Origin of the sequence: Pseudomonas sp. Irchel s3f10, from assembly GCF_900187515.1 — a bacterium.
Classification (GTDB): domain Bacteria; phylum Pseudomonadota; class Gammaproteobacteria; order Pseudomonadales; family Pseudomonadaceae; genus Aquipseudomonas; species Aquipseudomonas tensinigenes.
In genome coordinates, this window is record NZ_FYDZ01000006.1 from 204,104 (window position 1) to 226,873 (window position 22,770).

18 protein-coding genes are annotated in these 22,770 nt (G+C 58.8%); 7 read left to right on the forward strand and 11 right to left on the reverse strand.

The genetic code is table 11. From position 1 onward, the window contains the following. The first annotated feature begins 63 nt into the window (after positions 1-63). Positions 64-2,043: a bifunctional tRNA (5-methylaminomethyl-2-thiouridine)(34)-methyltransferase MnmD/FAD-dependent 5-carboxymethylaminomethyl-2-thiouridine(34) oxidoreductase MnmC gene (gene mnmC / locus CKW17_RS15675; protein ID WP_095120536.1), complete on the forward strand. Its 1,980-nt coding sequence runs from the start codon at positions 64-66 to the stop codon at positions 2,041-2,043. Positions 2,044-2,047: 4 nt separating this feature from the next. Here the strand turns inward: mnmC and CKW17_RS15680 are convergent, their stop codons facing one another. Then, positions 2,048-6,883 (reverse strand): NEL-type E3 ubiquitin ligase domain-containing protein, encoded by a 4,836-nt coding sequence (locus CKW17_RS15680; RefSeq protein ID WP_095120537.1) that lies wholly within the window; start codon positions 6,881-6,883, stop codon positions 2,048-2,050. Between the two features lie 250 nt (positions 6,884-7,133). Between CKW17_RS15680 and CKW17_RS15685 the strand changes: the two genes are divergently transcribed. The 5 genes from CKW17_RS15685 to CKW17_RS15710 all read left to right on the forward strand — a co-directional run bounded on the left by CKW17_RS15685 (position 7,134) and on the right by CKW17_RS15710 (position 13,850). Further along, entirely contained in the window at positions 7,134-8,474 is a 1,341-nt protein-coding gene (locus CKW17_RS15685; protein ID WP_095120538.1) for a dermonecrotic toxin domain-containing protein, read from the forward strand. 109 nt (positions 8,475-8,583) lie between these two features. Next, positions 8,584-10,356, forward strand: coding sequence for an N-acetylglutaminylglutamine amidotransferase (locus CKW17_RS15690; RefSeq protein ID WP_095120539.1), 1,773 nt, complete (start codon positions 8,584-8,586; stop codon positions 10,354-10,356). A 3-nt stretch (positions 10,357-10,359) separates the two neighbouring features. Then, complete coding sequence (gene ngg, locus CKW17_RS15695) at positions 10,360-12,105, forward strand: N-acetylglutaminylglutamine synthetase (protein WP_095120540.1); 1,746 nt, start codon at positions 10,360-10,362, stop codon at positions 12,103-12,105. 141 nt (positions 12,106-12,246) lie between these two features. Then, entirely contained in the window at positions 12,247-13,437 is a 1,191-nt protein-coding gene (locus CKW17_RS15705; protein WP_077574040.1) for an osmoprotectant NAGGN system M42 family peptidase, read from the forward strand. A gap of 185 nt (positions 13,438-13,622) precedes the next feature. Further along, positions 13,623-13,850: a YheU family protein gene (locus CKW17_RS15710; protein WP_003192759.1), complete on the forward strand. Its 228-nt coding sequence runs from the start codon at positions 13,623-13,625 to the stop codon at positions 13,848-13,850. Between the two features lie 6 nt (positions 13,851-13,856). Here the strand turns inward: CKW17_RS15710 and csrA are convergent, their stop codons facing one another. The 3 genes from csrA to CKW17_RS15725 form a co-directional block, all read right to left on the reverse strand. Next, positions 13,857-14,042, reverse strand: coding sequence for a carbon storage regulator CsrA (gene csrA, locus CKW17_RS15715; RefSeq protein ID WP_095120541.1), 186 nt, complete (start codon positions 14,040-14,042; stop codon positions 13,857-13,859). A gap of 135 nt (positions 14,043-14,177) precedes the next feature. After that, positions 14,178-14,510: a YnfA family protein gene (locus CKW17_RS15720; RefSeq protein WP_008088571.1), complete on the reverse strand. Its 333-nt coding sequence runs from the start codon at positions 14,508-14,510 to the stop codon at positions 14,178-14,180. A gap of 63 nt (positions 14,511-14,573) precedes the next feature. Then, on the reverse strand, positions 14,574-15,389 hold the full coding sequence (locus CKW17_RS15725; RefSeq protein ID WP_095120542.1) for an SDR family oxidoreductase: 816 nt from the start codon (positions 15,387-15,389) through the stop codon (positions 14,574-14,576). A 323-nt stretch (positions 15,390-15,712) separates the two neighbouring features. On the opposite strand from CKW17_RS15725, the gene CKW17_RS15730 reads away from it, so the two are divergent. Continuing rightward, the gene (locus tag CKW17_RS15730; protein ID WP_169432680.1) at positions 15,713-15,871 is read left to right on the forward strand and encodes a DUF3309 family protein; all 159 of its coding nucleotides are present in this window, start codon (positions 15,713-15,715) and stop codon (positions 15,869-15,871) included. A 76-nt stretch (positions 15,872-15,947) separates the two neighbouring features. On the opposite strand, the gene CKW17_RS15735 is transcribed toward CKW17_RS15730, so the two are convergent. The 7 genes from CKW17_RS15735 to CKW17_RS15765 form a co-directional block, all read right to left on the reverse strand. Then, a complete protein-coding gene (locus CKW17_RS15735; protein WP_095120543.1) occupies positions 15,948-18,041 on the reverse strand; it encodes an LTA synthase family protein in 2,094 nt (697 codons plus the stop codon). A gap of 299 nt (positions 18,042-18,340) precedes the next feature. After that, entirely contained in the window at positions 18,341-18,946 is a 606-nt protein-coding gene (locus CKW17_RS15740) for an START domain-containing protein (RefSeq protein WP_095120544.1), read from the reverse strand. A 41-nt stretch (positions 18,947-18,987) separates the two neighbouring features. Next, positions 18,988-19,242, reverse strand: coding sequence for a YkgJ family cysteine cluster protein (locus CKW17_RS15745; RefSeq protein ID WP_007908349.1), 255 nt, complete (start codon positions 19,240-19,242; stop codon positions 18,988-18,990). A 166-nt stretch (positions 19,243-19,408) separates the two neighbouring features. Continuing rightward, entirely contained in the window at positions 19,409-19,879 is a 471-nt protein-coding gene (locus CKW17_RS15750) for a translation initiation factor 2 (RefSeq protein WP_095120545.1), read from the reverse strand. Between the two features lie 78 nt (positions 19,880-19,957). After that, positions 19,958-21,397, reverse strand: coding sequence for a PLP-dependent aminotransferase family protein (locus CKW17_RS15755; RefSeq protein ID WP_095120546.1), 1,440 nt, complete (start codon positions 21,395-21,397; stop codon positions 19,958-19,960). A 202-nt stretch (positions 21,398-21,599) separates the two neighbouring features. Beyond that, on the reverse strand, positions 21,600-22,412 hold the full coding sequence (locus CKW17_RS15760; RefSeq protein ID WP_095120547.1) for an OmpA family protein: 813 nt from the start codon (positions 22,410-22,412) through the stop codon (positions 21,600-21,602). Continuing rightward, positions 22,409-22,765: a DUF4398 domain-containing protein gene (locus tag CKW17_RS15765; protein WP_095120548.1), complete on the reverse strand. Its 357-nt coding sequence runs from the start codon at positions 22,763-22,765 to the stop codon at positions 22,409-22,411. The genes CKW17_RS15760 and CKW17_RS15765 overlap by 4 nt, the downstream gene beginning before the upstream one ends. Positions 22,766-22,770 lie beyond the last annotated feature (5 nt).

The window sequence follows — 22,770 nt, forward strand, 5'->3', positions numbered from 1 at the left end:
CATGGATCAAGCAACGCCTGCGCGATCGGCTAGAATGGCCGCCTTGTCGTTGCCGAGCCTGCCATGAAAGCCGTATTGCCCCACGCCCAACTCGACTGGGATGACCAGGGACGCCCGCGTTCGCGCGTGTTCGATGACGTGTATTTTTCCGACAAATCAGGTCTGGATGAAACCCGTTATGTGTTCCTCGAACAAAACCGTCTGGCCGAGCGTTTTGCCGCATTGCCGGCAAGCGGTCGTTTGGTTATTGGTGAAACCGGCTTCGGCACCGGGCTGAATTTTCTCTGTGCCTGGCAGTTGTTCGAGCAACACGCCGTCGCCGGTGCGCGGCTGCATTTTGTCAGCGTCGAAAAATATCCGCTGAGCCCGGCAGACTTGCAGCGGGCCTTGGCCTTGTGGCCGGAACTCAAGCCGCTGGCCGATCAGTTGCTGCGCCATTACGTGGCGATCCATGCCGGATTTCAGCGCATCACTCTGGCCAACGGCCGCGTGACGCTGACGCTGTTGATCGGCGATGCACTGGAGCAACTGCCGCAGCTCGATGCGCAGATCGACGCGTGGTTTCTCGACGGTTTCGCCCCGGCGAAAAACCCCGACATGTGGACTGCCGAACTGTTTGTCGAACTGGCGCGACTGGCAGCGCCCGGCTCGACCATCAGCACTTTCACCAGCACCGGTTGGGTACGACGTTTGCTCAACGCTGCCGGGTTCAAAATGAAGCGCACGCCGGGCATCGGCCATAAATGGGAAATTCTGCGTGGCGAATTTCTTGGTTGGCCGCAGGAGGTTGCGCCGCCAGCGCCGGACAAGCCGTGGTTTGCTCGCCCTGCGCCGATCGCCGCTGAGCGTCGTGCGCTGGTGATCGGCGCTGGTTTGGCCGGATGTGCCACGGCGTCCAGTCTGGCGGCTCGCGGCTGGCAAGTGACGTTGCTCGAACGCCATGCAGCCGTGGCGCAAGAAGCCTCGGGCAATCCCCAGGGCGTGCTGTACCTGAAACTGTCCGCCCACGGCACGGCGCTGTCGCAGCTGATTGTCAGCGGTTTCGGTTACACCCGACGCCTGCTGGAAACCCTGCAACGCGGCACCGACTGGGACGACTGCGGCGTGCTGCAACTGGCATTCAATGCCAAGGAAGCCGAGCGCCACGCGCAATTGGCGCAAGCCTTCCCGGAAGATCTGTTGCAATGGCTTGATCAGCCCGCGGCGCAGGCCCGCGCCGGTGTTGGTCTGGCCCATGGCGGCTTGTTCTACCCCGAAGGTGGCTGGGTGCATCCGCCCGCGCTCTGTCAGGCGCAAGCGGCGCAGCCAAACATCGAACTGCTCAGTCATCGCGAAGTGCTGGAAATACGCAAGGTCGATGATCAATGGCAAGCCTTCGACGGCGAATGCCTACTCGCCAGTGCCCCCGTAGTCGTGTTGGCCGGTGCTGCCGAGATCAAGCGTTTTGCGCAAAGCGCCGAGCTGCCACTCAAGCGCATTCGTGGGCAGATCACCCGTTTGGCGCAGACCGAACAGAGTCAGGTATTGGCCACAGTCGTCTGCGCTGAAGGCTACGTCGCTCCTGCACGATTGGGCGAACACACCCTCGGTGCCAGTTTCGACTTCAATAGTGACGACCTCACCCCGACCACCGCCGAACACCAGGGCAATCTGGCAATGCTTGCAGAGATCTCCGCTGATCTGGTCGCGCGCCTGACCATCAGCGAGCAGGATGTCGACAACCTTGAGGGGCGCGCCGCGTTCCGCTGCACCAGCCCGGACTACCTGCCGATCGTCGGTCCGCTCGCCGACCGCAGCGCTTTCATCCAGGCATACGCGGTACTGAGCAAGGATGCCCGGCAAGTGCCGGACATCGCCTGCCCCTGGCTCGACGGTTTATACGTCAACAGCGGTCACGGCTCACGCGGTCTGATCACCGCGCCGCTGTCCGGCGAATTGCTCGCCGCGTGGCTGAACGATGAGCCGTTGCCCCTGCCCAGAAGCGTGGCCGAGGCCTGCCACCCCAACCGTTTTGCGTTACGTCAGTTGATACGCGGCCGGTAAAACCTTACGCATCGGGCATCGCACAGATGCCCAGATCCATCAGGCGTAACGCGTCCCCGGTCAGGCGCTCGAGCACCGCTTCCTCTGCCTGCTCCCGTTCGAGCCCGATTGCCTCGACCTGGCTGCGAAAATCGGCCGAGGTCAGGCTCTGCGCTTGTTCGTATGCTGCATTCATCCGATCCGGGAAGATTTCATTGATGCTGGCGAATTGGCGGGGGAACGTGCGCTTGAGGTAATCGCACCAGAACGGTTGACGCAGCATGAATCTCAGCCATTCGGATGACAGCTCAGCGGTGTCGACCATGTTCCTTGCCCGCTCCAGATCCGCCTGGCTCACTTTGGCCAGGACCGAAAATCGCATGTTGCGCGGTTGCCCCGGCAGGTCAAGCTGATCGGCAAGACCGATGCGAAAAGCGAGGTTGACTTCCAGTGGATCGACGGTCGGGTTCTTGCCCACATGGTCTTGAGCGATCTGGTTCAGCTTGTCCAGCCTGAACAGGCCCCGACCGAGCTGGAGCAAAGGTCTGGCCGTGATAATGCGGCCACCCGCAAGGTTGGTCAGCTTGTCGACTTCCACCGCGACCTCGAGGTGGCTGAAGTTGAGCGCCGCCGAATCTGTACAGTTTATCGGGTTGGCCGCCTGGTTCAGCACTTGCTCGCACAAGACCGCATCGGACTCGGCGGCCTCGAGCACTGCCCACACCCGTCGGTGCATGTCGTGACTGACCTTCTCCGAATCTGCCGTGTTGCCGAGTTCGGACAACAACTGGAACAAACCCTCAGCCTTGGGTTCATCCTTGAAGGCTGTCCAGATGCGATTACGCCGCCCCCACTCCGCGCCGGCGCCTTCCTTGAACCACAGCGCACGCGCCTTCTGTTCGTCGAGACGGGCGATATCATTTTCCAGATAGCCCATACCGATGCCGACGTTGTTTCGATAATCGGCCAGGTGCGTGCTGCTTGCCAGCGACAAGGGATTACCTCGCAAGTTGACGGCGCGGCTGAAACCTCTGGAGGTTTTGAACAACCAGTCCGGCAAATCCCTGATGTTGTTATCACGCAGATCCACCCAGTCCAGAACGGGCAATCGCGCCAGGCCTTTGGGCAATTCGGTAGCCTGTGTCTCGCGCAGGGACAGCGTGCACAGATCCAGCATCTTGCTCACGTCCAGGGTCGCCCCCAACGGATTACCGTTCAGATTCAAGAGGTGCAGCGTGCGCAAGTTGCCCAACTTCGCCAGGGTGTGTTCGGTCAGTTTGATCTGGTTGCCCGCAAGGCTCAACCGGGACAGATGGGGCAGGTGCGACAATACCTCGGGCAAGCGGGTGAGTTTGTTGCTGTCGAGTTCCAGAGACTCGACTTGCTTGAATGACTTGAGGAAATAAACAAGATCATCATCCTGGTCCATGTTCTTCAGCGACAAATGCTTGACATGGTCGAAGTTCAGCCCTGAAGGCAAAGTCGGCAATTTTCCCACACGCATCCCGTCAAGATTCAGCGCGTAGACGGATTTGCCACTTGCATCGTTCACCGTGAAAAGTCGTCGGAACCCATCCTCTATCTGCTCAGCCGTCGACTTGCGACTTTGCCGTACTTCTCGCAAATCGCCACCGAGCGCCTTCATCGCGACTCGATCCTCACTCCAGACGTCCAGTACGTCGCGCAGTTGCTCGCGTTCACGGCGCAACGCTTTTACCCGGATCGCGCGGGTCAGCGCGTCGGTGCCCAACCCATCGATAAATTCGCTGGCCTGTGCCTCGGAAAAGCGCGGATAGAGTTTTCTCACCTTGCGCAGTAGCGCCCGCGGATGAGCGGTCGCGGTCGATGCATGATCAGCTTGAATACACGCGACTTCGGCGGCCGGCGCCGCAAATTTGCCATCGGTCAATAGACGGGCACTGGCCTCACGATCATCCAGCGCAACCTGCAGCAGTTTTTTACGCAGCCGCGCACTGTCAGCGCTGACCGGATCGGGAAAACCGGCAGCGTTACGCTGGCGCGACGGGAGTGCCTTGAGGATGGCGGCATAGAGGTCGTCGGGACCCGCGGCCACGCGACCGAGGGATTTACCGTCGCCGGCGAACACTTCATAACCGCCACCGGACTTGACCAGCGTGCACGTGTTCAACGGTGTCGCCGACTCACTGCCGATGGCCTCCAGCACTGGCCCGGTCAGCGTCTTGTCACGCAGCGCAAGACGCAGTCCGGCGTCCCAGCCACTCAATCCCTGTAGTAACCCGATAGTCAGTTTTTCGCTGTCGGCATTGGCGACCTGCGGCATGTGCAGCCCGCTCAGCGCACGATCAAGACGCACCTGGGCAGCGGCGTTGCGGACTTTCTGTGCGAGGCGCAAAGGCACCCGCCCGGTCGAGCGCAAATGGATGCGCTCGACACTCGGCGCCTGATCGATCAAACGCTGGGCATAGCGCGCAGGGATGTCTGCAAAGACGCTGCGCAACTTCTTCACCTCGTCAGTATCGCTCTGGTCATAACGTTGATACATCCGCTCGAAAACCGAACGACGATCCGCTTTCAAAGCCGCCCCCAGATTTCTCGCCAGCGCCTGCCTTTCGCTGTCGGCATTGGGCCTGGTCCCCAGCAACGTATCGACTTCTTCCTGATAGAGGCCATCGATCACCGTTTGAAGTAATTGACCGCTATCCAACTGGTCCTGGCTGACAACCACACTGAGGGTGTCATCGGCAATGCGGGTGGCCGGATACCTGGCCGTGAGGTTGGCGTCGTCATCAATGACCTCAATATAACGATCAGTCGGCCAGCCCGGCAGTTTCGGCAGACCGTGCAGTTGTTCCTGCAACGGCTGGCCAGAATGCGTTTCACCTTTTTCCAGCTCACGGATAAGTTGGCGCAGCCGGCGTCCGATGCGCAGCCGCTCCACGCTGTCGCGCAGCCGCACCGGCAGCGCCAGATTGTCGCTAAAGGCGCGGTACAACTCATCGTGGGTGACACCACTCAGCCGGCGCACAATGTCGATATCGCTGTCGACGAATTCACTCAGATGCGGGTCCATGCGCTTGAGGGTATAGGCCGCGCTGTTCCACTGTGCAGGATCTTCGGCGGCAAATCGCCAGCCGCCCTCGACATGTCGCTCAAGCTCGGGGACATAGGCTTGCAAGCGCTGGGGATGGGCCAGGCGCCAGCGATGGGTCTGCGCATCGATGGCCCCGGAAACGATTCGATGATCGACGCGGCCGACGATGTTGCCGCTGATCTCGTATAACTCTTCGGAGTCAGCGGCGACCGTAAACCCCACAGGCAGCCGATGCTCATAGCTCGTAAGATCAGGCTTCCACAACCGCGGTTTGCCAAGCGCATTGGTGACAGCACTGAACTGCCCGAAAAACTCCGGATGACCAAGGACCAGTTTGCGTCCAAGCGTCCCTACCACCTTCTGTCCGGCGCCAAAAGCCGCCATCAAGGCAATATTTTCCGCCACGCTCAACAGGTGTGAAAACGCCTGCTGGTGGTCGCCGCGACGCCAGTCCTCGACACCCTCGTATACCTCAGCCAACAGTTGTCCGACCGCGACGCCCATCATCAATTGCCCCACGACCGGCACAAAAAGCCCGGCCACCGAGGCAATCGTCACACCCATCTGAAGAAAGTCGAGCAGGCGTTTCTGGCGCACGTCTTCATCGATGTCAGCCGTCGGCACCGCGAGTTTGCGGGCGTCGAGTTGCAGTTTGCCGACGTGGCTCTGCACCATGAATTCGAACAGTGGCACGGTGATCGGCAACTGCCTGATGTGCCCCAGATCCGCCGTATCGGCGAAGGTCTTGAAGAAGTCCGCCTTGTCATCTTCGTCGATGCTGTTGGCGAAATAGTCCTTGTAGCTTTTCACCTTCAATTGCTGCGTGAGGTACTGCTTGAACGCGTTAAAGCTCGGGTATTCGTACAAGGGCCTTTCGGGCTCGTTGGCCATGTACACCAGGCACCATTGATCCGGATACAACTCGAACGAGCGAGCAGAAAACACCACCACGCCCCAGATACAACTGTCGAGTATCTCGATGCCTTGCATGATCAACGGGCGTTTCCGGTACTGCAGGGTCTTCGCTGACACCACGCCATCAGCGGCAATCAGACTTTGGATCGTCTGCACGCCTGCCGGTGTGATGTGTTGCCTGAGCCCGGCCAGATGCATATCCAGTTGCAGCAGGTGTTTTTTCATCGTCGCAATGTCGCGGGTCATCGGGCTGGTCGCTACGACCTCGCCGGCGCTGTCCTTGAGGCCGAACACTGCCTGGAAATGTTCCTGATAGCGCTTTCCCAGATCCAGTTCGCGACAGAACCTGGCGAACGACGCCGGGGTCAACCCAGGCACGCCTGACGGCCTACTGGCCACGCGCACCAGGCTGCCGACGGGATAGTCGTCAGCTTCCTCGTCCTCACTGAAGTTCTGCATCGCCGCTTGCAATAACGTCTGGGTGGCATGCGGAACCGTTTCAATCGCCTCGCCATCGGTGGAAGTCGGCGGGCAACCGCAATCGGGGCCCGGCAGACTCAACAGGTCTTTCTCGACGTCGAATACCGCTGACCACTTGCTGCTCAGCGCACGGGTCAACTCGGTTTTGCAGAACGTGTTCAAAGGCGTGAGCCGCAGCAGGTCCTTGTCGACCTGCAGTTGAGAGACGTGCAAGTCTCGCGCGGTTTGATCGAGCGCAACCAGGGTGGCGGCCGAACTCTTGAGGAGCATGTCAGGCAGGCTCTTTTGCAATGCCTCGGCGCTGTCCAGATCGCCGGTGGCTTCGAGCAAGGCGCTGAGAATCCTGTTCTGAGTCAGCGCCGGCGGTACGGATTTTTTCTGTGTAGTGATCATCGGCAATAGTCCTTTATTGCAGGTTTGAGGTTTAACCCTACCAATACAAAGTCAAATAAAACACTTTTAACTGATATTTTTCGCCCGTATCAAAACCGGCATATTTCGCCGTTGACAGTGCGGTATCCATTTATATCCAGCATTCAAAATACTGCTAAATCCGACCGGCAAACCATTGAATAATGGCGTTATTCCTGAGCAACACTTGCGCCTACCATGGAAGTTCAATTCAAGGAACGAGCTTACTGACATGCTCCCATCAGCAACGGATACACCCGTCAATATCAAACACCTGCACACTGCAAAAACAATTGAACATTACCTGTCGGAAAAACTGGCAAATGCAGATAAAAGGAAAATCACCGAGTATCGAGAAACCCTTGAACAGGCACATCCCTACCAGGTTTTTTTCGACAACTTGTTAGCCCCGCTTAAAACCCCAGACGACTTCTGCAGGCAACGACTTCAGGAGGCATTGCAAAATAAATACAACAGTCAGCTCAATCCCCAGGACTTGATCAGGCTCCAGCCCCGGCATTCCGTGAGCAAGGCGATGCCTCTCTACACCTTGCTCGACGCTGCAATGTTGAACTTCACCGACATCGAAACAGCAGCGCATTATTTTTCCGACGACAGCGAGACACTCACTGACGCTCAAGGCATACCAACCGAGGGCTCCACGAACACCAGGATTGGCGCCCGCCAATTCGCTGCATTGAGCCGCATGCTTGATCTTGGAGTGCAGTATCAAAACTACATATCGCGAACTTTCAACGTGTCTTCAGTCAAATTGAACGCTCTGCGCCTGGCAAAACTCAACATGAAGTTGGCGGCCTATAGCAAATACTTCAGCAATGACATCCATCAATCCCTGTGGTTCATGCTGAAAAACCTGAGCCGCGGATCGGCAGATATTGCCAACGGGGATAGTTTTAACAATGCACCCCTCCAGTTGTATTCGGTACAACTGTTTGGCAAGTATCTTGTAGACGCGGTTTTAATTACCTGTCGCCTGACAGATCAATCAACCCAGGACCGCTACCTGTTATATGTACCTAATGATACGGGCCCCGGTTTTTACCTCAACCCTGACGAAGACAACTGCAGAATCACCTTGGCGGCCAAGCTGCTCGGGCAATCCTCATTGCGCAAACTGTTCGCCTCCCGACTGCCCAAAACAGATCAGAATGGGTTTCTGACAAGTCACTTGTCTTCCATCTCGTTTATTGACGACATTACGTTTCACCCGTTAAAACAGCGGTTGTTCGAATACATCGCCAATCGGCATCTGGATACATTTCTCGCCGATGCCAGGCAGTGCGCCGTTCCCGTCGCGGACATCAGCAGCTCAAACCAACAGCAGCGGCGAGAGCCCCTTGAGCTTCAGCAACGCCGGATGCTCTGCGAAACACTGACTGACGACTTCAGCAGGCGTCTGCGCACCTGCGCAACGGATGCGCTTATAAGCGAAGTGTTTACCGGCGTCGAAGGCTGGACGTCCGCTGAAAAGTTGCATGCGATCCATCAACTGCTGGATCTCAAGGAAAAGTCATCCTTGGCCGGTGATGTTGAGCCAACGGCAGCCTTATAACTTATCGTTCTAAAACTCCATTTCCCGAGGCGGGTCAGTTTCTGAGTACCCGCCATTTTGGCGAGGTAGCGTTTGACCCCTCCCCAACGGAAAAACCGGTAAGGACTTTATGTGCGGATTAGCTGGCGAGTTACGTTTTGATCAACAACCTGCAGACCTTGCAGCGATCGAGAGAATCACCCATCACCTGGCCCCTCGCGGCCCCGACGCGTGGGGCTTCCATGCCCAAGGGCCGATTGCCCTGGGTCATCGTCGCCTGAAAATCATGGACCTGTCGGATGGCTCGGCGCAGCCGATGATCGACAGCCAACTCGGCCTGTCACTGGCCTTCAACGGCGCGATCTACAACTTCCCGGAACTGCGCGCCGAACTCGAAGCGCTGGGCTACGCGTTCTATTCCGGTGGCGACACCGAGGTGCTGCTCAAGGGCTACCACGCCTGGGGCGAAGCGCTGCTGCCGAAACTCAACGGCATGTTCGCCTTTGCCATTTGGGAACGCGACGCGCAACGTCTGTTCATCGCCCGCGACCGTCTCGGCGTGAAGCCGTTATATCTGTCGCGCACCGGCCAACGCCTGCGCTTTGCCTCGGCCTTGCCGGCGCTGCTCAAGGGCGGTGACATCAATCCGATCCTTGATCCGGTGGCGCTCAATCACTACCTGAATTTCCATGCCGTGGTCCCGGCGCCGCGCACCCTGCTGGCCGGCATCGAAAAACTGCCACCGGCGACCTGGATGCGCGTTGAAGCCGATGGCAGCACCGAGCAGAAAACCTGGTGGACCCTGCCCTACGGCCCGCACGACGACGAGAAAAACCTGAAGCTGGAAGACTGGGTCGACCGCGTCCTCGACAGCACCCGCGAAGCGGTGGCGATTCGTCAACGTGCGGCGGTGGATGTCGGTGTGCTGCTTTCCGGCGGTGTCGATTCGAGCATGCTCGTCGGCCTGTTGCGTGAAGTCGGCGTGGAGAACCTGTCGACCTTCTCCATCGGTTTCCAGGATGCCGGCGGTGAGCGCGGTGACGAATTCCAGTACTCCGATCTGATCGCCAATCACTACGGCACCCAACACCATCAATTGCGCATCGACGAGAAAGAGATCATCGAGCAACTGCCCGCCGCGTTCCGTGCGATGAGCGAGCCGATGGTCAGCCATGACTGCATTGCTTTCTATCTGCTGTCGCGCGAAGTGGCCAAGCACTGCAAGGTTGTGCAGAGCGGCCAGGGCGCGGATGAATTGTTCGCCGGTTATCACTGGTACCCGCAAGTCGACGGCGCGGCCGATCCTTACGCGGCCTATCGCAACGCGTTTTTCGACCGCAGCTACGACGACTACGCCGCCACCGTGCAGCCGCAATGGCTGACCGCGCATGACGCTGCCGGCGACTTCGTCAAAGAACATTTCGCCCAGCCCGGCGCTGATGCTGCCGTCGACAAAGCCCTGCGTCTGGACAGCACGGTGATGCTGGTCGACGACCCGGTCAAACGCGTCGACAACATGACCATGGCCTGGGGTCTGGAGGCGCGTACGCCGTTTCTCGACTATCGACTGGTCGAGCTGTCGGCCCGTGTGCCAGGCAAATTCAAGCTGCCCGATGGCGGCAAACAGGTCTTGAAAGAAGCCGCGCGCCGAGTCATTCCAAGTGAAGTGATCGACCGCAAAAAAGGCTACTTCCCGGTCCCAGGCCTCAAGCATTTGCAGGGCGATACGCTGAACTGGGTACGCGAACTGCTGCTCGATCCGAGTCAGGATCGTGGCCTGTTCAACCCGGCCATGCTCGACAAACTGCTGACTGATCCGCAAGGCCAACTGACGCCATTGCGCGGTTCGAAGCTGTGGCAACTGGCAGCGCTGAATCTGTGGCTCAGTGAACAAGGAATCTGATCGATGAAACCCCACGCCACGGCCATCAACCAACGGCTGCTACGCGGTCAGACACCGTCCTATGAACGCTTGCAGGCACGTCTGGCCGAAGACGGCAGCACGCTGGCCGCCGAGCCGATTGCGCTGCATTGCGGCTGGGGCCGGTTGCTCATCGGCCACACCTTTCCCGACCCGGCATCGCTGGCGCAGGAACTGCTCAAAGAGCAGCCCGGCGAACGCGACATCGCCTTGTACGTCGCCGCCCCGCAGCAGATTCTCGGACTTGAGCCGACGCAATTGTTCCTTGACCCATCCGACACCTTGCGCCTGTGGTTCAGCGATTACCGGCAGGCGACCCGAGTGTTTCGCGGTTTTCGTATCCGCCGTGCACAGAGTGAGGCGGACTGGCAGGCGATCAATCAGTTGTATCAGGCGCGCGGCATGTTGCCGATCGATGCCACGCGACTGACTCCGCATCATCAGGGCGGCCCGGTGTATTGGCTCGCCGAGGATGAAGACAGCGGCGCGGTGATCGGCAGCGTCATGGGCCTGAATCACCAAAAGGCGTTCAACGACCCGGAAAACGGCAGCAGCCTGTGGTGCCTGGCGGTGGATCCGCAGTGTTCGCGACCGGGAGTCGGTGAAGTGCTGGTGCGGCACCTGATCGAGCACTTCATGAGTCGTGGTTTGAGCTATCTGGATCTGTCGGTGTTGCACGACAACCGCCAGGCGAAAAACCTCTACGCCAAGCTCGGTTTCCGCAACCTGTCGACCTTTGCCATCAAGCGCAAGAACGGCATCAATCAACCGCTGTTCCTCGGCCCCGGCCCGGAGGCACAGTTCAATCCGTATGCGCGGATCATCGTTGAAGAAGCCCATCGACGCGGCATCGATGTGCAAGTGGATGACGCCGATGCCGGGCTGTTCACCCTCAGTCATGGCGGGCGCCGCGTGCGTTGCCGCGAATCGCTGAGCGACCTGACCAGCGCGATCAGCATGAGCCTGTGTCAGGACAAAAGTCTGACCCATAAGGTGCTGAAAGGCGCCGGATTGAACCTGCCGTCGCAGCAACTGGCGGGCAATGCCGACGACAATCTGGCCTTCCTCGACGAGCATCAACGGGTGGTGGTCAAGCCGCTCGACGGTGAACAGGGCCAAGGCGTGGCCGTGGATTTGCAAAGCATCGAAGAGGTGCAGCAAGCCATCGAAACGGCGAAGCAGTTTGATAGCCGTGTGCTGCTGGAAAGCTTCCATGAAGGCCTTGATCTGCGGATTCTGGTGATTGGCTTTGAAGTGGTGGCAGCGGCGATTCGCAAGCCTGCCGAAGTGGTTGGCGATGGTCAGCATTCGATCGGCGCATTGATCGAGGCGCAGAGTCGGCGGCGGCAAGCGGCGACCAGCGGCGAAAGCAAGATTCCACTGGATCACGAAACCCAGCGCACCCTGCATGCCGCGGGTTACGACTACAGCAGCATTCTGCCGGCCGGTGAACATTTGTTTGTGCGCCGTACGGCGAATCTGCACACCGGCGGCACGCTGGAAGATGTCACAGCGATTCTGCACCCGACGTTGGTCGATGCCGCGGTAAGGGCGGCGCGGGCGCTGGATATTCCAATGGTCGGCCTCGACTTGATGGTGCCAGCGGCAGATCAGCCCGAGTACGTGTTTATCGAGGCCAACGAACGTGCCGGGCTGGCCAACCATGAGCCGCAGCCGACGGCGGAGCGGTTTGTCGATTTGTTGTTTCCGCATAGTCAGCCGGCGATTTAACCCTTTCCTGATCGTTCCCACGCTCTGCGTGGGAACGCCTCACCGGACGCTCCGCGTCCACTCTTGGGACGCAGAGCGTCCCCGGCTGCATTCCCACGCAGAGCGTGGGAACGATCAGTGCTCAACCCATCAGGAGTTTCCATGACCACGCAAATCCCCGAACCGGATCTCAACTACCTGCAAAAAGTCCTGCTGGAAATGCTCGCCATTCCCAGCCCCACCGGTTTCACCGACACCATCGTGCGTTACGTCGCCGAGCGTCTGGAAGAACTTGGCATTCCCTTCGAAATGACCCGGCGCGGGACCATTCGCGCCACGCTCAAAGGCAAGAAAAACAGCCCCGACCGCGCCGTTTCCGCGCACCTGGACACGATCGGCGCCGCCGTTCGTGCGATCAAGGACAACGGGCGCCTGACCCTCGCCCCGGTCGGTTGCTGGTCGAGCCGTTTTGCCGAGGGCAGCCGCGTCAGCCTGTTTACCGACAACGGTGTGATTCGCGGCAGTGTCTTGCCGCTAATGGCCTCCGGGCACGCGTTCAACACTGCCGTCGATGAAATGCCGATCAGTTGGGACCACGTCGAACTGCGTCTGGACGCTTACTGTGCGACCAAGGCCGATTGCGATTCCCTGGGTATCAGCATCGGCGACGTGGTCGCGTTCGATCCGCTGCCGGAGTTCACCGAAAGCGGCCACATCAGCGCCCGTCACCTCGATGACAAGGCCGGGGTTGCGGCACTGCTCGCGGCACTTAAAGCCATCGTCGACAGCGGTCAGGAACTGATGATCGACTGCCATCCGCTGTTCACCATCACCGAGGAAACCGGCAGCGGCGCGGCGGCGGCATTGCCTTGGGACGTCAGTGAATTTGTCGGCATCGACATCGCGCCGGTCGCACCGGGGCAGCATTCCAGCGAACACGCGGTGAGTGTGGCGATGCAGGATTCCGGCGGCCCGTATGACTATCACCTGTCGCGACATTTGCTGCGTCTGGCCGGTGAAAACGAACTGCCGGTGCGCCGTGACCTGTTCCGCTATTACTTCAGCGATGCGCATTCAGCGGTGACGGCGGGCCACGATATCCGCACTGCCCTGCTGGCTTTTGGTTGTGATGCGACCCATGGTTATGAGCGTACGCACATCGACAGCCTGGCGGCGCTGAGTCGTTTGCTCGGGGCTTACATTTTGAGCCCACCGGTGTTCGCCAGCGATGCAGCGCCAGCGAATGCTTCGCTGGATCGCTTCAGTCATCAGATTGAACATGACACGCAGATGGAGAGCGATACGCGGGTGCCGTCGGTGGACAGTCTGGTGGGGCAGCGTTCCGACAGTTAAATCTTTGTTGGCAGAACCATCGCCTTCGCGAGCAGGTCGAATCGTCGCACCGTCGCTCCCACATTTGGAATGCGTTCCCCTGTAGGAGTGAGCCTGCTCGCGATGGCGTCAGTACAGGCAACACAAAACTGGCAGCCAACCCGCAATCGCCGTAGCATCCCGCCATTGATTCAGCCGAGGTGCCCATGCTCATTCCTTACGACGCTCTTGAAGTCGACACCCTCACCCGCCTCATCGAAGATTTCGTCACCCGCGACGGCACCGACAATGGCGATGACACGCCGCTGGAAACCCGCGTGCTGCGCGTACGTCAGGCACTGACCAAAGGCCAGGCGCTGATCGTCTTCGACCCGGAAAGCGAGCAGTGCCAGTTGATGCTCAAGCACGATGTGCCCAAGCATCTGTTCGACTGAAAATCCTCAGCGGAGCTTTTCGGTGGCCTGCTTGCGCTTGATCCGGTCATAGACCTCTGCGCGATGCACATTGACCTTCTGTGGCGCCTCGACGCCAAAACGCACGCTGGAACCGTTCACTGACAGAACGCGCAAGGTGATGTCGTCACCGATTGAAATCAACTCACCAACGACACGGCTGAGTACAAGCATGAGATTCGTCCTTCAGGGTTAGCGAACCCTGAAGATGCGCGGCTTGCGGCAGCTCTACAATGCACGGCGAACAAATCAGTTTTGCCTTACACCCATAGTCGCATCGAGCCGTCAGACATTTCCGACAAATAGCCGTCAGGCCGCCGAAAAGCGCGGCCCGAACAGAATCACGCTGGCGCCGATCACGCACAACGCCACGCCGATCCAGTCAGATCCCAATGGGCGTACCCGCTCGACTACCATCAGCCAGCCAATCGACGCAACGATGTAGATCCCGCCATAAGCGGCGTAGGCACGACCGGCATAGTTGGCTTCAACACGGGTCAACAACAGTGCGAACAAGGTCAGACTGAGCAGCGCAGGAATCACCCACAACGCACTTTTACCCTGACGCAGCCACATGAAGAAGGCGAAACAACCGGCGATTTCAAACAGCGCCGCGAGGAAGAACCACAAGTAATTGAGCATTGACGCGTCTCGACAGGGTGACCATTGCGGCCACCCTAACGACGCCGCCGACAACGGGCAAGGTCAGCCGTTGTTCTGTTTGGCTTTGGCGCGCATTTTTTCCGCCATGGAAGTCATTTCGTTGTAGAGCAGTTGCGGGTTCTTCTGCTTGATTGCCCAGGCCATGCGCCCTTGTTCGTGGGGCAGGATCATGAATTCGCCGGCCGCTACTTGCTGATAAATGTAGTCGGCGATATCCGCCGCGGTGATCGGCGAACTTTCCAGCAACTTGCCGACCTGCGCTTTCATCGCCGGCGTCGGGCCACGGAAAGAGTCGAGCAGATTGGTCTGGAAGAATGACGGACAAACCACATGCACGCCGACTTCCTGTTGTGCCAGTTCAATCAACAGACTTTCCGAAAGCGCCACCACGCCAGCCTTGGCCACGTTGTAATTACTCATCGCCGGGCCCTGCATCAGCGCGGCCATGGAGGCGATGTTGATGATCTTGCCTTTGCTTTGCTCAAGCAGCGGCAGAAACGCTTTGCAGCCCTTGACCACGCCCATCAGGTTGATCGCGATCTGCCAGTCCCAGTCTTCCAGCGACAGCTCGCTGAAGAAACCGCCCGACGCAACACCGGCGTTGTTGACGATGATGTCGATGCCACCGAGCTTCTCTTCGCAGGCTTGGGCGAATGCGGTGAGCTGGCTGTAATCACGCACATCGCAGCGCTGAGTGAAACCGTCACCGCCCGCCTCGCGGACCATTTTCAAGGTTTCCTGCAGGCCGGGTTCGCTGACATCGGACAAGGCCAGTTGCCAGCCTTCACGCGCCCAGCGCAGCGCGATTTCGCGACCCAGGCCCGAGCCCGCACCAGTGATCATCATGCGATTTTGCATAGCACACAGCCTTGTTGTTCCGGGGAAGATGCGCCGAGTGTAGCGAAGGATCGGCGCGCGCCCACGCTCCATCAAGTTGCTGAATGCAAGATCAAAAGATCGCAGCCTTCGGCGGCTCCTACTTGGATTCGTGTAGGAGCTGTCGAGTGAAACGAGGCTGCGATCTTTTCGCTGCAAAGGAAATAATCGAGCAATCCAAATACATTAAAAAAACATTGAATTTTCTTTCACGCGCACCGGTCGGAATTTGTAAGCCGTCTGGAATTACTTAGTCTCCAGTCGCCCTTGAATACCAAGACTTCTCGAACACTATCAACAAGGAAATCGACATGGGCACAATTCTAATCATTATCCTGATCCTGTTGCTGATCGGTGGTCTGCCGGTCTTCCCGCACTCCAGAAGTTGGGGTTACGGTCCATCGGGCATTATCGGCGTGGTGTTGGTGGTGCTGTTGGTCCTGCTGTTACTCGGTCGGATATAACGCTTCAAGCGTAAAAAGAAAGAGGCCCTGCTCAGGGCCTCTTTTTTATTGCGCGGATTTTATTGTCGGCAAGCGATCAATCCGGCTTGCCGTGAATCACGCCAGCGGTGTTATCCATCAGGCTTTTGGTCGCCGTTTGCAGGAACGCTTCCAGCTTGAGTTTCAACTCGGCGGTACGCGGTGCATTCGGCACCACTTCGGCGTGCGGATTGGCGCCCAACTGGTACTGCCAGATCTTCGGCCCCATGTCTTTGTCTCTCGGCAACACCAGAATCTGGTCGGCCGTGACGATAGCGGTGGTCTGCTCACTGCCCGACGGCTTGATCACACCGAAACCGGTGTCGCCTTCCGGCAGGTTGAGCAAGTCGCGACCCCAGCACTGATGACGCACTTCGCCACCGAGACGGCCCATGATGGTCGGCACAATGTCGATCTGAGTGCCGACAGTGTGGTCACGGGTACCGAATTTCTCCTGGATGCCCGGCGCAATCATCAGCATCGGCACGTTGAAGCGGCCCAAGTCCATTTCGGTAATCTGGCGCTCGTTGCCGAAACCGTGGTCGCCGACGATGACGAACAGGGTTTCCTTGAAGTACGGCTCTTTGCGCGCCTTCTCGAAGAACTGACCCAGCGCCCAGTCGGAGTAGCGCATGGCGGTCAGGTGCTCGTTGAGCGAGCCACGATCGGTTACGCGCTCGACCGGCAATGGCGTCGGCAAGGCGTATGGCGTGTGGTTGGACAGGGTTTGCAGCAGCGCATAGAACGGCTTGCCGTTTTCGCGTGCTTTCAGCTCCTGCAGGCCACGGTCGAACATGTCCTGGTCGGACACGCCCCACGTCGGATCGGAGAACACCGGGTTGACGAAGTCGTTACGGCCAACGAAGTTGGTCATGCCCTGGTTACTGAAGAAGCCCGACTGGTTGTCCCAGGCGAAGTCGCCGTTGTAGACGTACACGTCGTCGTAGTCACGGGCGCTGAGCACCTGCGGCAGACCGGACAGCTTGTGGCTGCCTTCCGGGGTCTGCATCAGGTATTCGAAACCTGGCAGGTTGGGGAAGCAGGCCATGGTCGCGAACATGCCTTGGTGGGTGTGCGTACCGTTGGAGAAGAAGCGGTCGAACAGCAGACCTTCCTTCGACAGTTTGTCCAGGTATGGAGTGATGTTGCCTGGCGCGCCCAATGCACCGACCGAGTGACCGGCCATGCTTTCCATCAGGATCACCACGACGTTCTTGATCGGCAGGGTCTTGTCGGCCGGCGGCGTGTAATCACGGCGCACGGCGGCAATATCGGCATCGACCAGTTTGTCGTTTGGCATCAGCAGCATGTCGCGCACAACTTTCTGCGCCTGCTCTTGCGGCAACGTGGCTTTCCAGATGTTGTCGCGATCTTCGCCCATGCGTGACTTGGCGGCCTCGATCAGCGACAGCGTGGCGTTGAGGCCGAGCTGGTTGGCGAAGTTGGAATCGGTGGTGTAGACGTCACCCCAACGCATTGGCGGGCCCTGACGCAGAGTGCCGCGAGCGGCGACCACGCAGATCAGCAGGCAGACCACGAACACCGCCAGACGGGTGTACCACGGCGCGACCTGACGGCTGCTGACGCTGCCGCCGCTGAAAGGCCCGCGCGGACGGGTGGCACGGTCGGCGCCTTTGAATGCCAGCGTCAGGATGACGGTGCCAATGGCCCACGCCAGCAGGTAGCGAACTACCGGAAAACCGTACCAGAGCATGCTCATCACGGTCTTCGGGTCTTCTTTCACGTACTGGAACACCAGACCATTGAGGCGCTGGTGGAACTCACGGTAGAAGTCCATCTCCATCAGGCCGAGGAACAGCGCAATGCTCGACGCGACCGTCAGCCACAGACGGAAGAAACCGCGCGCAGCCATGGCGCGGGCACTGAACAGCGCCAGCACCAGCGGAATGCACAGGTAAACCACCAGGCGCAGGTCGAAGCGCAGGCCGTTGGCGAAAGCTTCGAGGAAGGTCGAAGCCGGGGTATCGAGGATCATCTCGCGGTTGTAGACCAGCAGCGCGAGGCGCAGCACGGAAAACATCACCATCATGACCAGTGCACACAGCAGCGTGTAGGCCAGATGCGATTTGACGGTCGGTTGCAGCAGGCGAGCAGAAGATCGCTGCTGATTCAGGGCGTCCGGGTTTGCCATGTCGTTTTAGGACCCATTGGAAGTTGAAGTTGCAAAAATACAGCGGCGCCATGCCCTCTATTGGTCATTCCCGACCCCGGGGCTTGCGCAGTGCGCAAATGTTGCACGATCACCCGCACCATTGCCATTGATTACTGCCCCGCCGCCAGACACTTTCATTTACAGCAGCGGGCAAACAGCGCGGGCGAATTGTCAGGAACACTTTGTGAAAATTTCGTGCAACGCATATCTGGAAACACAATATAGATACAAAACAAAACGCCCCGAATCGTTCGGGGCGTTTGCCTGTACACGCGACTTTACTTCTCGGCGCGTTCTTTCAGAGCCTTCAAGGTATTGAACGGCGCATCAACAACGAACTTGTTGGCAACCATCGCCGGCACGCTGCCACCTGGTTCGGTGTGCACTTGATAAGTGACTTCAACCTGGTCGCCCTTCGGTACGAACTTCCAGAAGCCTTTGACCTGCTGCACGCGGACAAAGCCTTTTTCTTCAGGAACGTACGTCGGCAGACCTTTGAGGTTGCGGGTCAGGCTGCCGTCGGCGCCTTCGACGGTGGTGACTTCGATCACCGAGTCACGCGGAGTTACCGGCCAAGGCGTATTGAACTGGCTATAGGTCCAGCTCTTGTCGCCTTCGTGCTTGAGCAGTTTCTGGGTCTTGCACTCGTGAATCCAGGCGCAGGCGCCAGCGACGTCTTCCTGAAGTGCGCGCAGTTTGGCAACGGTGGTTTTCATCAGCGCAACGCCCTGGTAGGACTTGTAGTCCGAGCCCGGCACTTCACTCAGGGACACCTTGATGCCGTCCTCGTTCTTGGCGACTTTCCAGTCTTCAGCCTGAGCGATGGACGTGGCCAGCACAGCGGTCAAACCACACAACACAGCGATACGATGCAGCGAACCCATAGTCTTATTCCTTATTGTTGAAGTTCCGTTCGTTTGACACATCACGCCGCCGTCATCTGCTCCCACCAGCCAATCAGCCTGATCGCTTCTTCCGAGCTGCTACCACAGACTTCGACATCAGCCGCGAAGCCGGAACAGACGGCCGGGCGCTCCGGGCGGCCGAAAATGCTGCACAGGTTTTCGACCGAGAGTTGCACGCAACGTTCGCCAGCAGGTTTGCCATCAGGCATGCCGGGAATCGGCGAACTGATGGAAGGGGCAATGCAGCAAGCGCCACAGCCTTCACGGCATTTCATGACGAACAATTCCTCGCGACGGGCGATGTGTAAAAGGGACGCGGAACAGAGTAACCGCTAAAACGGCTGTTTCAAATTCCCGGAACCGGGGTTTTTAGCGATAACTCAATGTGACTGACCAGTCTCCGACAAAGCGTCTGGTCCGCGGGTCACCGATGGGCCGGGTTTACTGCTTGAATTCAAAATCCAGCGCCGCGCCTTCGACTTCGCGGCGCTCTTCGTTGCGCAGTTGCAACTGCATTTCGTTGCTGAGCAAGCGGCCGTTGAGCTGGAATCCATTGTTTTTCTCGCCAAACATCTGCGGCAGGATCGTCTCGCGCTTGGGCATTTCAACCGTGCCTTGGGGCTTCAATTCCTCGACCATGTCCTTGGGCAGGCTCAAATCGAGTCTGGCCGACGGCAACTTGGTTTTTACCACTTCACTGGCGGGTTTCGATTTCGAGGCAACTGGCTTGCGCTTCTTGATGACTTTTTGCTGAGGTTTCTTCGCGGGAGCTGCCTTCTGCGCAGCCGTGGCTTTTTTAGCGGGACTCGTCGCAGCCGGTTTTTCCTGAACTGCAGCGGCCACGACGCCAGGCGCATGACCGATCATCAGCAAACCCAGCAACACCCAAGCAGCAGGAAAAATCGCTTTCATGAACCCAACGACGCTAACGGCAGAGGGCCATATGCTCGCTTGTTGAACGCCACAAGACAAGCATCACCCACCGCTCGTTCAGAATCCGCCAGCGGTTTCCTGACACAGTTGCGTCGCCAACAGACCCAGAGTCATCAACGCCCGCTCCGCCTCGCGGTTCCACGGAATCCCGCAATTCAGGCGGATACAGTGGTTGAACTGCTCGGTATTACTGAAGATCAGCCCCGGGGCAATGCTGATGCCCTGCTGCAACGCACGCACATGCAATTCTTGTGTATTGACCCTGCCCGGCAGACTCACCCAAAGGATGAAACCGCCCGTGGGCCGGGTCATTTGCGTGCCTTCGGGGAAGTACTGCTGGACCGCCAACTGGAAGGCGCTGAGGTTTTTCCGGTATTCCTGGCGGATGTACCGTAAATGCCGGTCATAACCACCGTTTTCCAGATAAGCGGCAATCGCCATCTGCGTCACGCTGCACGCCGAATGAGTGCTGAAGGTCTGCAAGCGCTGGATTTCCTGCTGATACTTGCCCGCGATCATCCAGCCGATGCGTACGCCGGGTGACAAGGTTTTGGAGAAGCTCGAACAGTAGATCACCCGATCCAGTCGGTCATAAGCCTTGAGCGCTTTGGTTTTGCCTTGCTCGAACATCAGCTCGCCATAGATATCGTCTTCGACAATCTGGATATCGAAATCCGAGGCCAGACGCAGCAACTGTTTTTGCCGCTCTTCGGGCATGGTGCCGCCCAGCGGATTGCTCAGCCGCGAGGTCAGCACCAGCGCTTTGATCGACCATTGGTTGGCCGCCAGTTGCAGGGCTTCGAGGCTCATGCCGGTGGCGGGATCGCTGGGGATCTCGATGACTTTCAGGCCGAGCAGGTCAGCCAGTTGCAGCAGACCGTAATAGGTTGGCGATTCGGCGGCGATCAGATCGCCCGGACGGGTCAGCACACGCAGCGACATCTGCAGGGCATCGACGCAACCGTGGGTAATCACCACTTCTGACGGATCGACCACCACACCAGCATCGCGCATACGGATCGCCACTTGCCGGCGCAGCGGTTCAAAACCGGGGCTGAACATGTAGCTGAAGGCACGCGGGCTATGGAACCGGGTGACCTTGGCCAGTTGCTGATGCAGTGCGCGCACCGGCAAATAATCCACGCTGGGCACAGCGGCGCCCAACGGGAACACACCTTCACGGCGTGATTCGACCAGCACCTGTTGAATGATGCTGCTGCGAGTGACCAGCCCCGGCCGTTCGACCCGGGCAATGTCCGGCGTCGGCGCAGTCAGCGCAGGTGTCTGGTGGACGTAATAACCGGACTGCGGACGCGCCCGAATCAAGCCCTGATCTTCAAGATTGGCATAAGCCTGCAACACCGTCGCATGGCTGACATTGAGCTGCGAACTCATCTTGCGCACCGAAGGCACGCGCTCCCCCGGTTGATAGACACCACGGCGGATGTCTTCGGCCAGTTGCTGAGCAATACGTTGGTAGAGCAAGAGATTGGTCATGACGCAGCACTCGATTTCACGGGCATTTTATTCTTGTGTGAAACAATACCGGAACAGTTTAGAAGTGTACTGGGACAGTTGCCACATTACTCGACCATACAGTGTGCTGTCTGCCCCTGACTGTACTGATTTGTGGGCCATTCGACAGACGTAAAAAAGCCCGGCACTGCATGACAGCCCGGGCTTTCCAGAGACGCAACCCTTAACGGGCGGCGCCGAGCTGGCCTTTTTCGTCGGAGAAGACGATTTCAACCCGACGGTTCTGTGCGCGCCCACGCTCGGAAGCGTTGGCGTCCACCGGGTATTCGTCGCCGTAGCCTTCGACCTGAATGCGTTTGTCGTCGATGCCCAGGTCCATCAGCACGTCCGCCACCGATTGTGCGCGGTCACGGGACAGTTTGAGGTTTTCCTGTTTGCCACCGGTGCTGTCGGTGTAACCCTCGATGCGCACCACGCGTTTCGGGTTCAGTTGCAGGAACTGCACAATCTTCAGCACCACGCGGTTGGCCGAGTTTTTCAACTCGGCTTCACCGGTGTCGAACAGCACATCGCCGAGGGTCATCACCAAACCGCGATCAGTCTGTGTGGTGGCCAGTGCGACGATCTGCTCTTCGAGCCATTTACCTTGCTGCTGTACGCTCAGCAATTTCGACTCACGCAGGGCCAGTTGCAGACGCTGACGTTCCAGCTCGAGCTTGGCCGCGCGCTCTTCGTTGAGCACCTGATTGGTGTGCTCGCGGGCGATCTCGCTGTAGCGCTGGCTCAGGTAGGCGTAATGCACCACATCCGAACCGCTGCCCCAATAGGTCGACAGACGATCAGCGCGGGCCAGCGACTCACCGGCACGGATCACGTCTTTCGGCGCGATGCGCAGCACGTTGGAGTCTTCCTTGACCTTCTGGAAGTCGGCGCTGGCTTCTTGCAGCGCGGATTCGCTGTGTTGACCGGCGCAGCCGTACAGGCTGGCACAACCGGCGAGAATCAAACCGCCGAGAACTTTCGACTTGAAGCTCATTGGGTATCTCCCAGTTGCTTGCGCAGTCGGACGATGCGGGTATTGAGCACATTCACCTGCTCTTCACTTTTTTGCGTCAGCACTTTGGCTTCGGCCAGACGTGCATCCAGTTCCGCCTGCTCGGAACGCATGCGCGCATTCCGGTAGGACTCGTCAGCCATGTTGCCTTTGGCGCGGTTGTATTTGGTTTCGGCCAGTTTCATTTCCGGCACTTCGTCGGCAGTGGCGCCAACAGCCTTGGCCTGGGTGATGGCTTGCTCGGTCAGGCGCATTTGTTCGATGGGTGCCGGATCGGTCGCGCAACCGGCCAGAGCCAGAACGGCCACAGCCGCGAAAAGAGGTCGAATACTCACTAAGA

Bases quoted from the DNA above. Each gene is read 5' to 3' on its own strand.
- mnmC (WP_095120536.1), top strand. From the start codon at position 64: ATGAAAGCCGTATTGCCCCACGCCCAACTCGACTGGGATGACCAGGGA.
- CKW17_RS15680 (WP_095120537.1), bottom strand. From the start codon at position 6,883: ATGATCACTACACAGAAAAAATCCGTACCGCCGGCGCTGACTCAGAAC.
- CKW17_RS15685 (WP_095120538.1), top strand. From the start codon at position 7,134: ATGCTCCCATCAGCAACGGATACACCCGTCAATATCAAACACCTGCAC.
- CKW17_RS15690 (WP_095120539.1), top strand. From the start codon at position 8,584: ATGTGCGGATTAGCTGGCGAGTTACGTTTTGATCAACAACCTGCAGAC.
- ngg (WP_095120540.1), top strand. From the start codon at position 10,360: ATGAAACCCCACGCCACGGCCATCAACCAACGGCTGCTACGCGGTCAG.
- CKW17_RS15705 (WP_077574040.1), top strand. From the start codon at position 12,247: ATGACCACGCAAATCCCCGAACCGGATCTCAACTACCTGCAAAAAGTC.
- CKW17_RS15710 (WP_003192759.1), top strand. From the start codon at position 13,623: ATGCTCATTCCTTACGACGCTCTTGAAGTCGACACCCTCACCCGCCTC.
- csrA (WP_095120541.1), bottom strand. From the start codon at position 14,042: ATGCTTGTACTCAGCCGTGTCGTTGGTGAGTTGATTTCAATCGGTGAC.
- CKW17_RS15720 (WP_008088571.1), bottom strand. From the start codon at position 14,510: ATGCTCAATTACTTGTGGTTCTTCCTCGCGGCGCTGTTTGAAATCGCC.
- CKW17_RS15725 (WP_095120542.1), bottom strand. From the start codon at position 15,389: ATGCAAAATCGCATGATGATCACTGGTGCGGGCTCGGGCCTGGGTCGC.
- CKW17_RS15735 (WP_095120543.1), bottom strand. From the start codon at position 18,041: ATGGCAAACCCGGACGCCCTGAATCAGCAGCGATCTTCTGCTCGCCTG.
- CKW17_RS15740 (WP_095120544.1), bottom strand. From the start codon at position 18,946: ATGGGTTCGCTGCATCGTATCGCTGTGTTGTGTGGTTTGACCGCTGTG.
- CKW17_RS15745 (WP_007908349.1), bottom strand. From the start codon at position 19,242: ATGAAATGCCGTGAAGGCTGTGGCGCTTGCTGCATTGCCCCTTCCATC.
- CKW17_RS15750 (WP_095120545.1), bottom strand. From the start codon at position 19,879: ATGAAAGCGATTTTTCCTGCTGCTTGGGTGTTGCTGGGTTTGCTGATG.
- CKW17_RS15755 (WP_095120546.1), bottom strand. From the start codon at position 21,397: ATGACCAATCTCTTGCTCTACCAACGTATTGCTCAGCAACTGGCCGAA.
- CKW17_RS15760 (WP_095120547.1), bottom strand. From the start codon at position 22,412: ATGAGCTTCAAGTCGAAAGTTCTCGGCGGTTTGATTCTCGCCGGTTGT.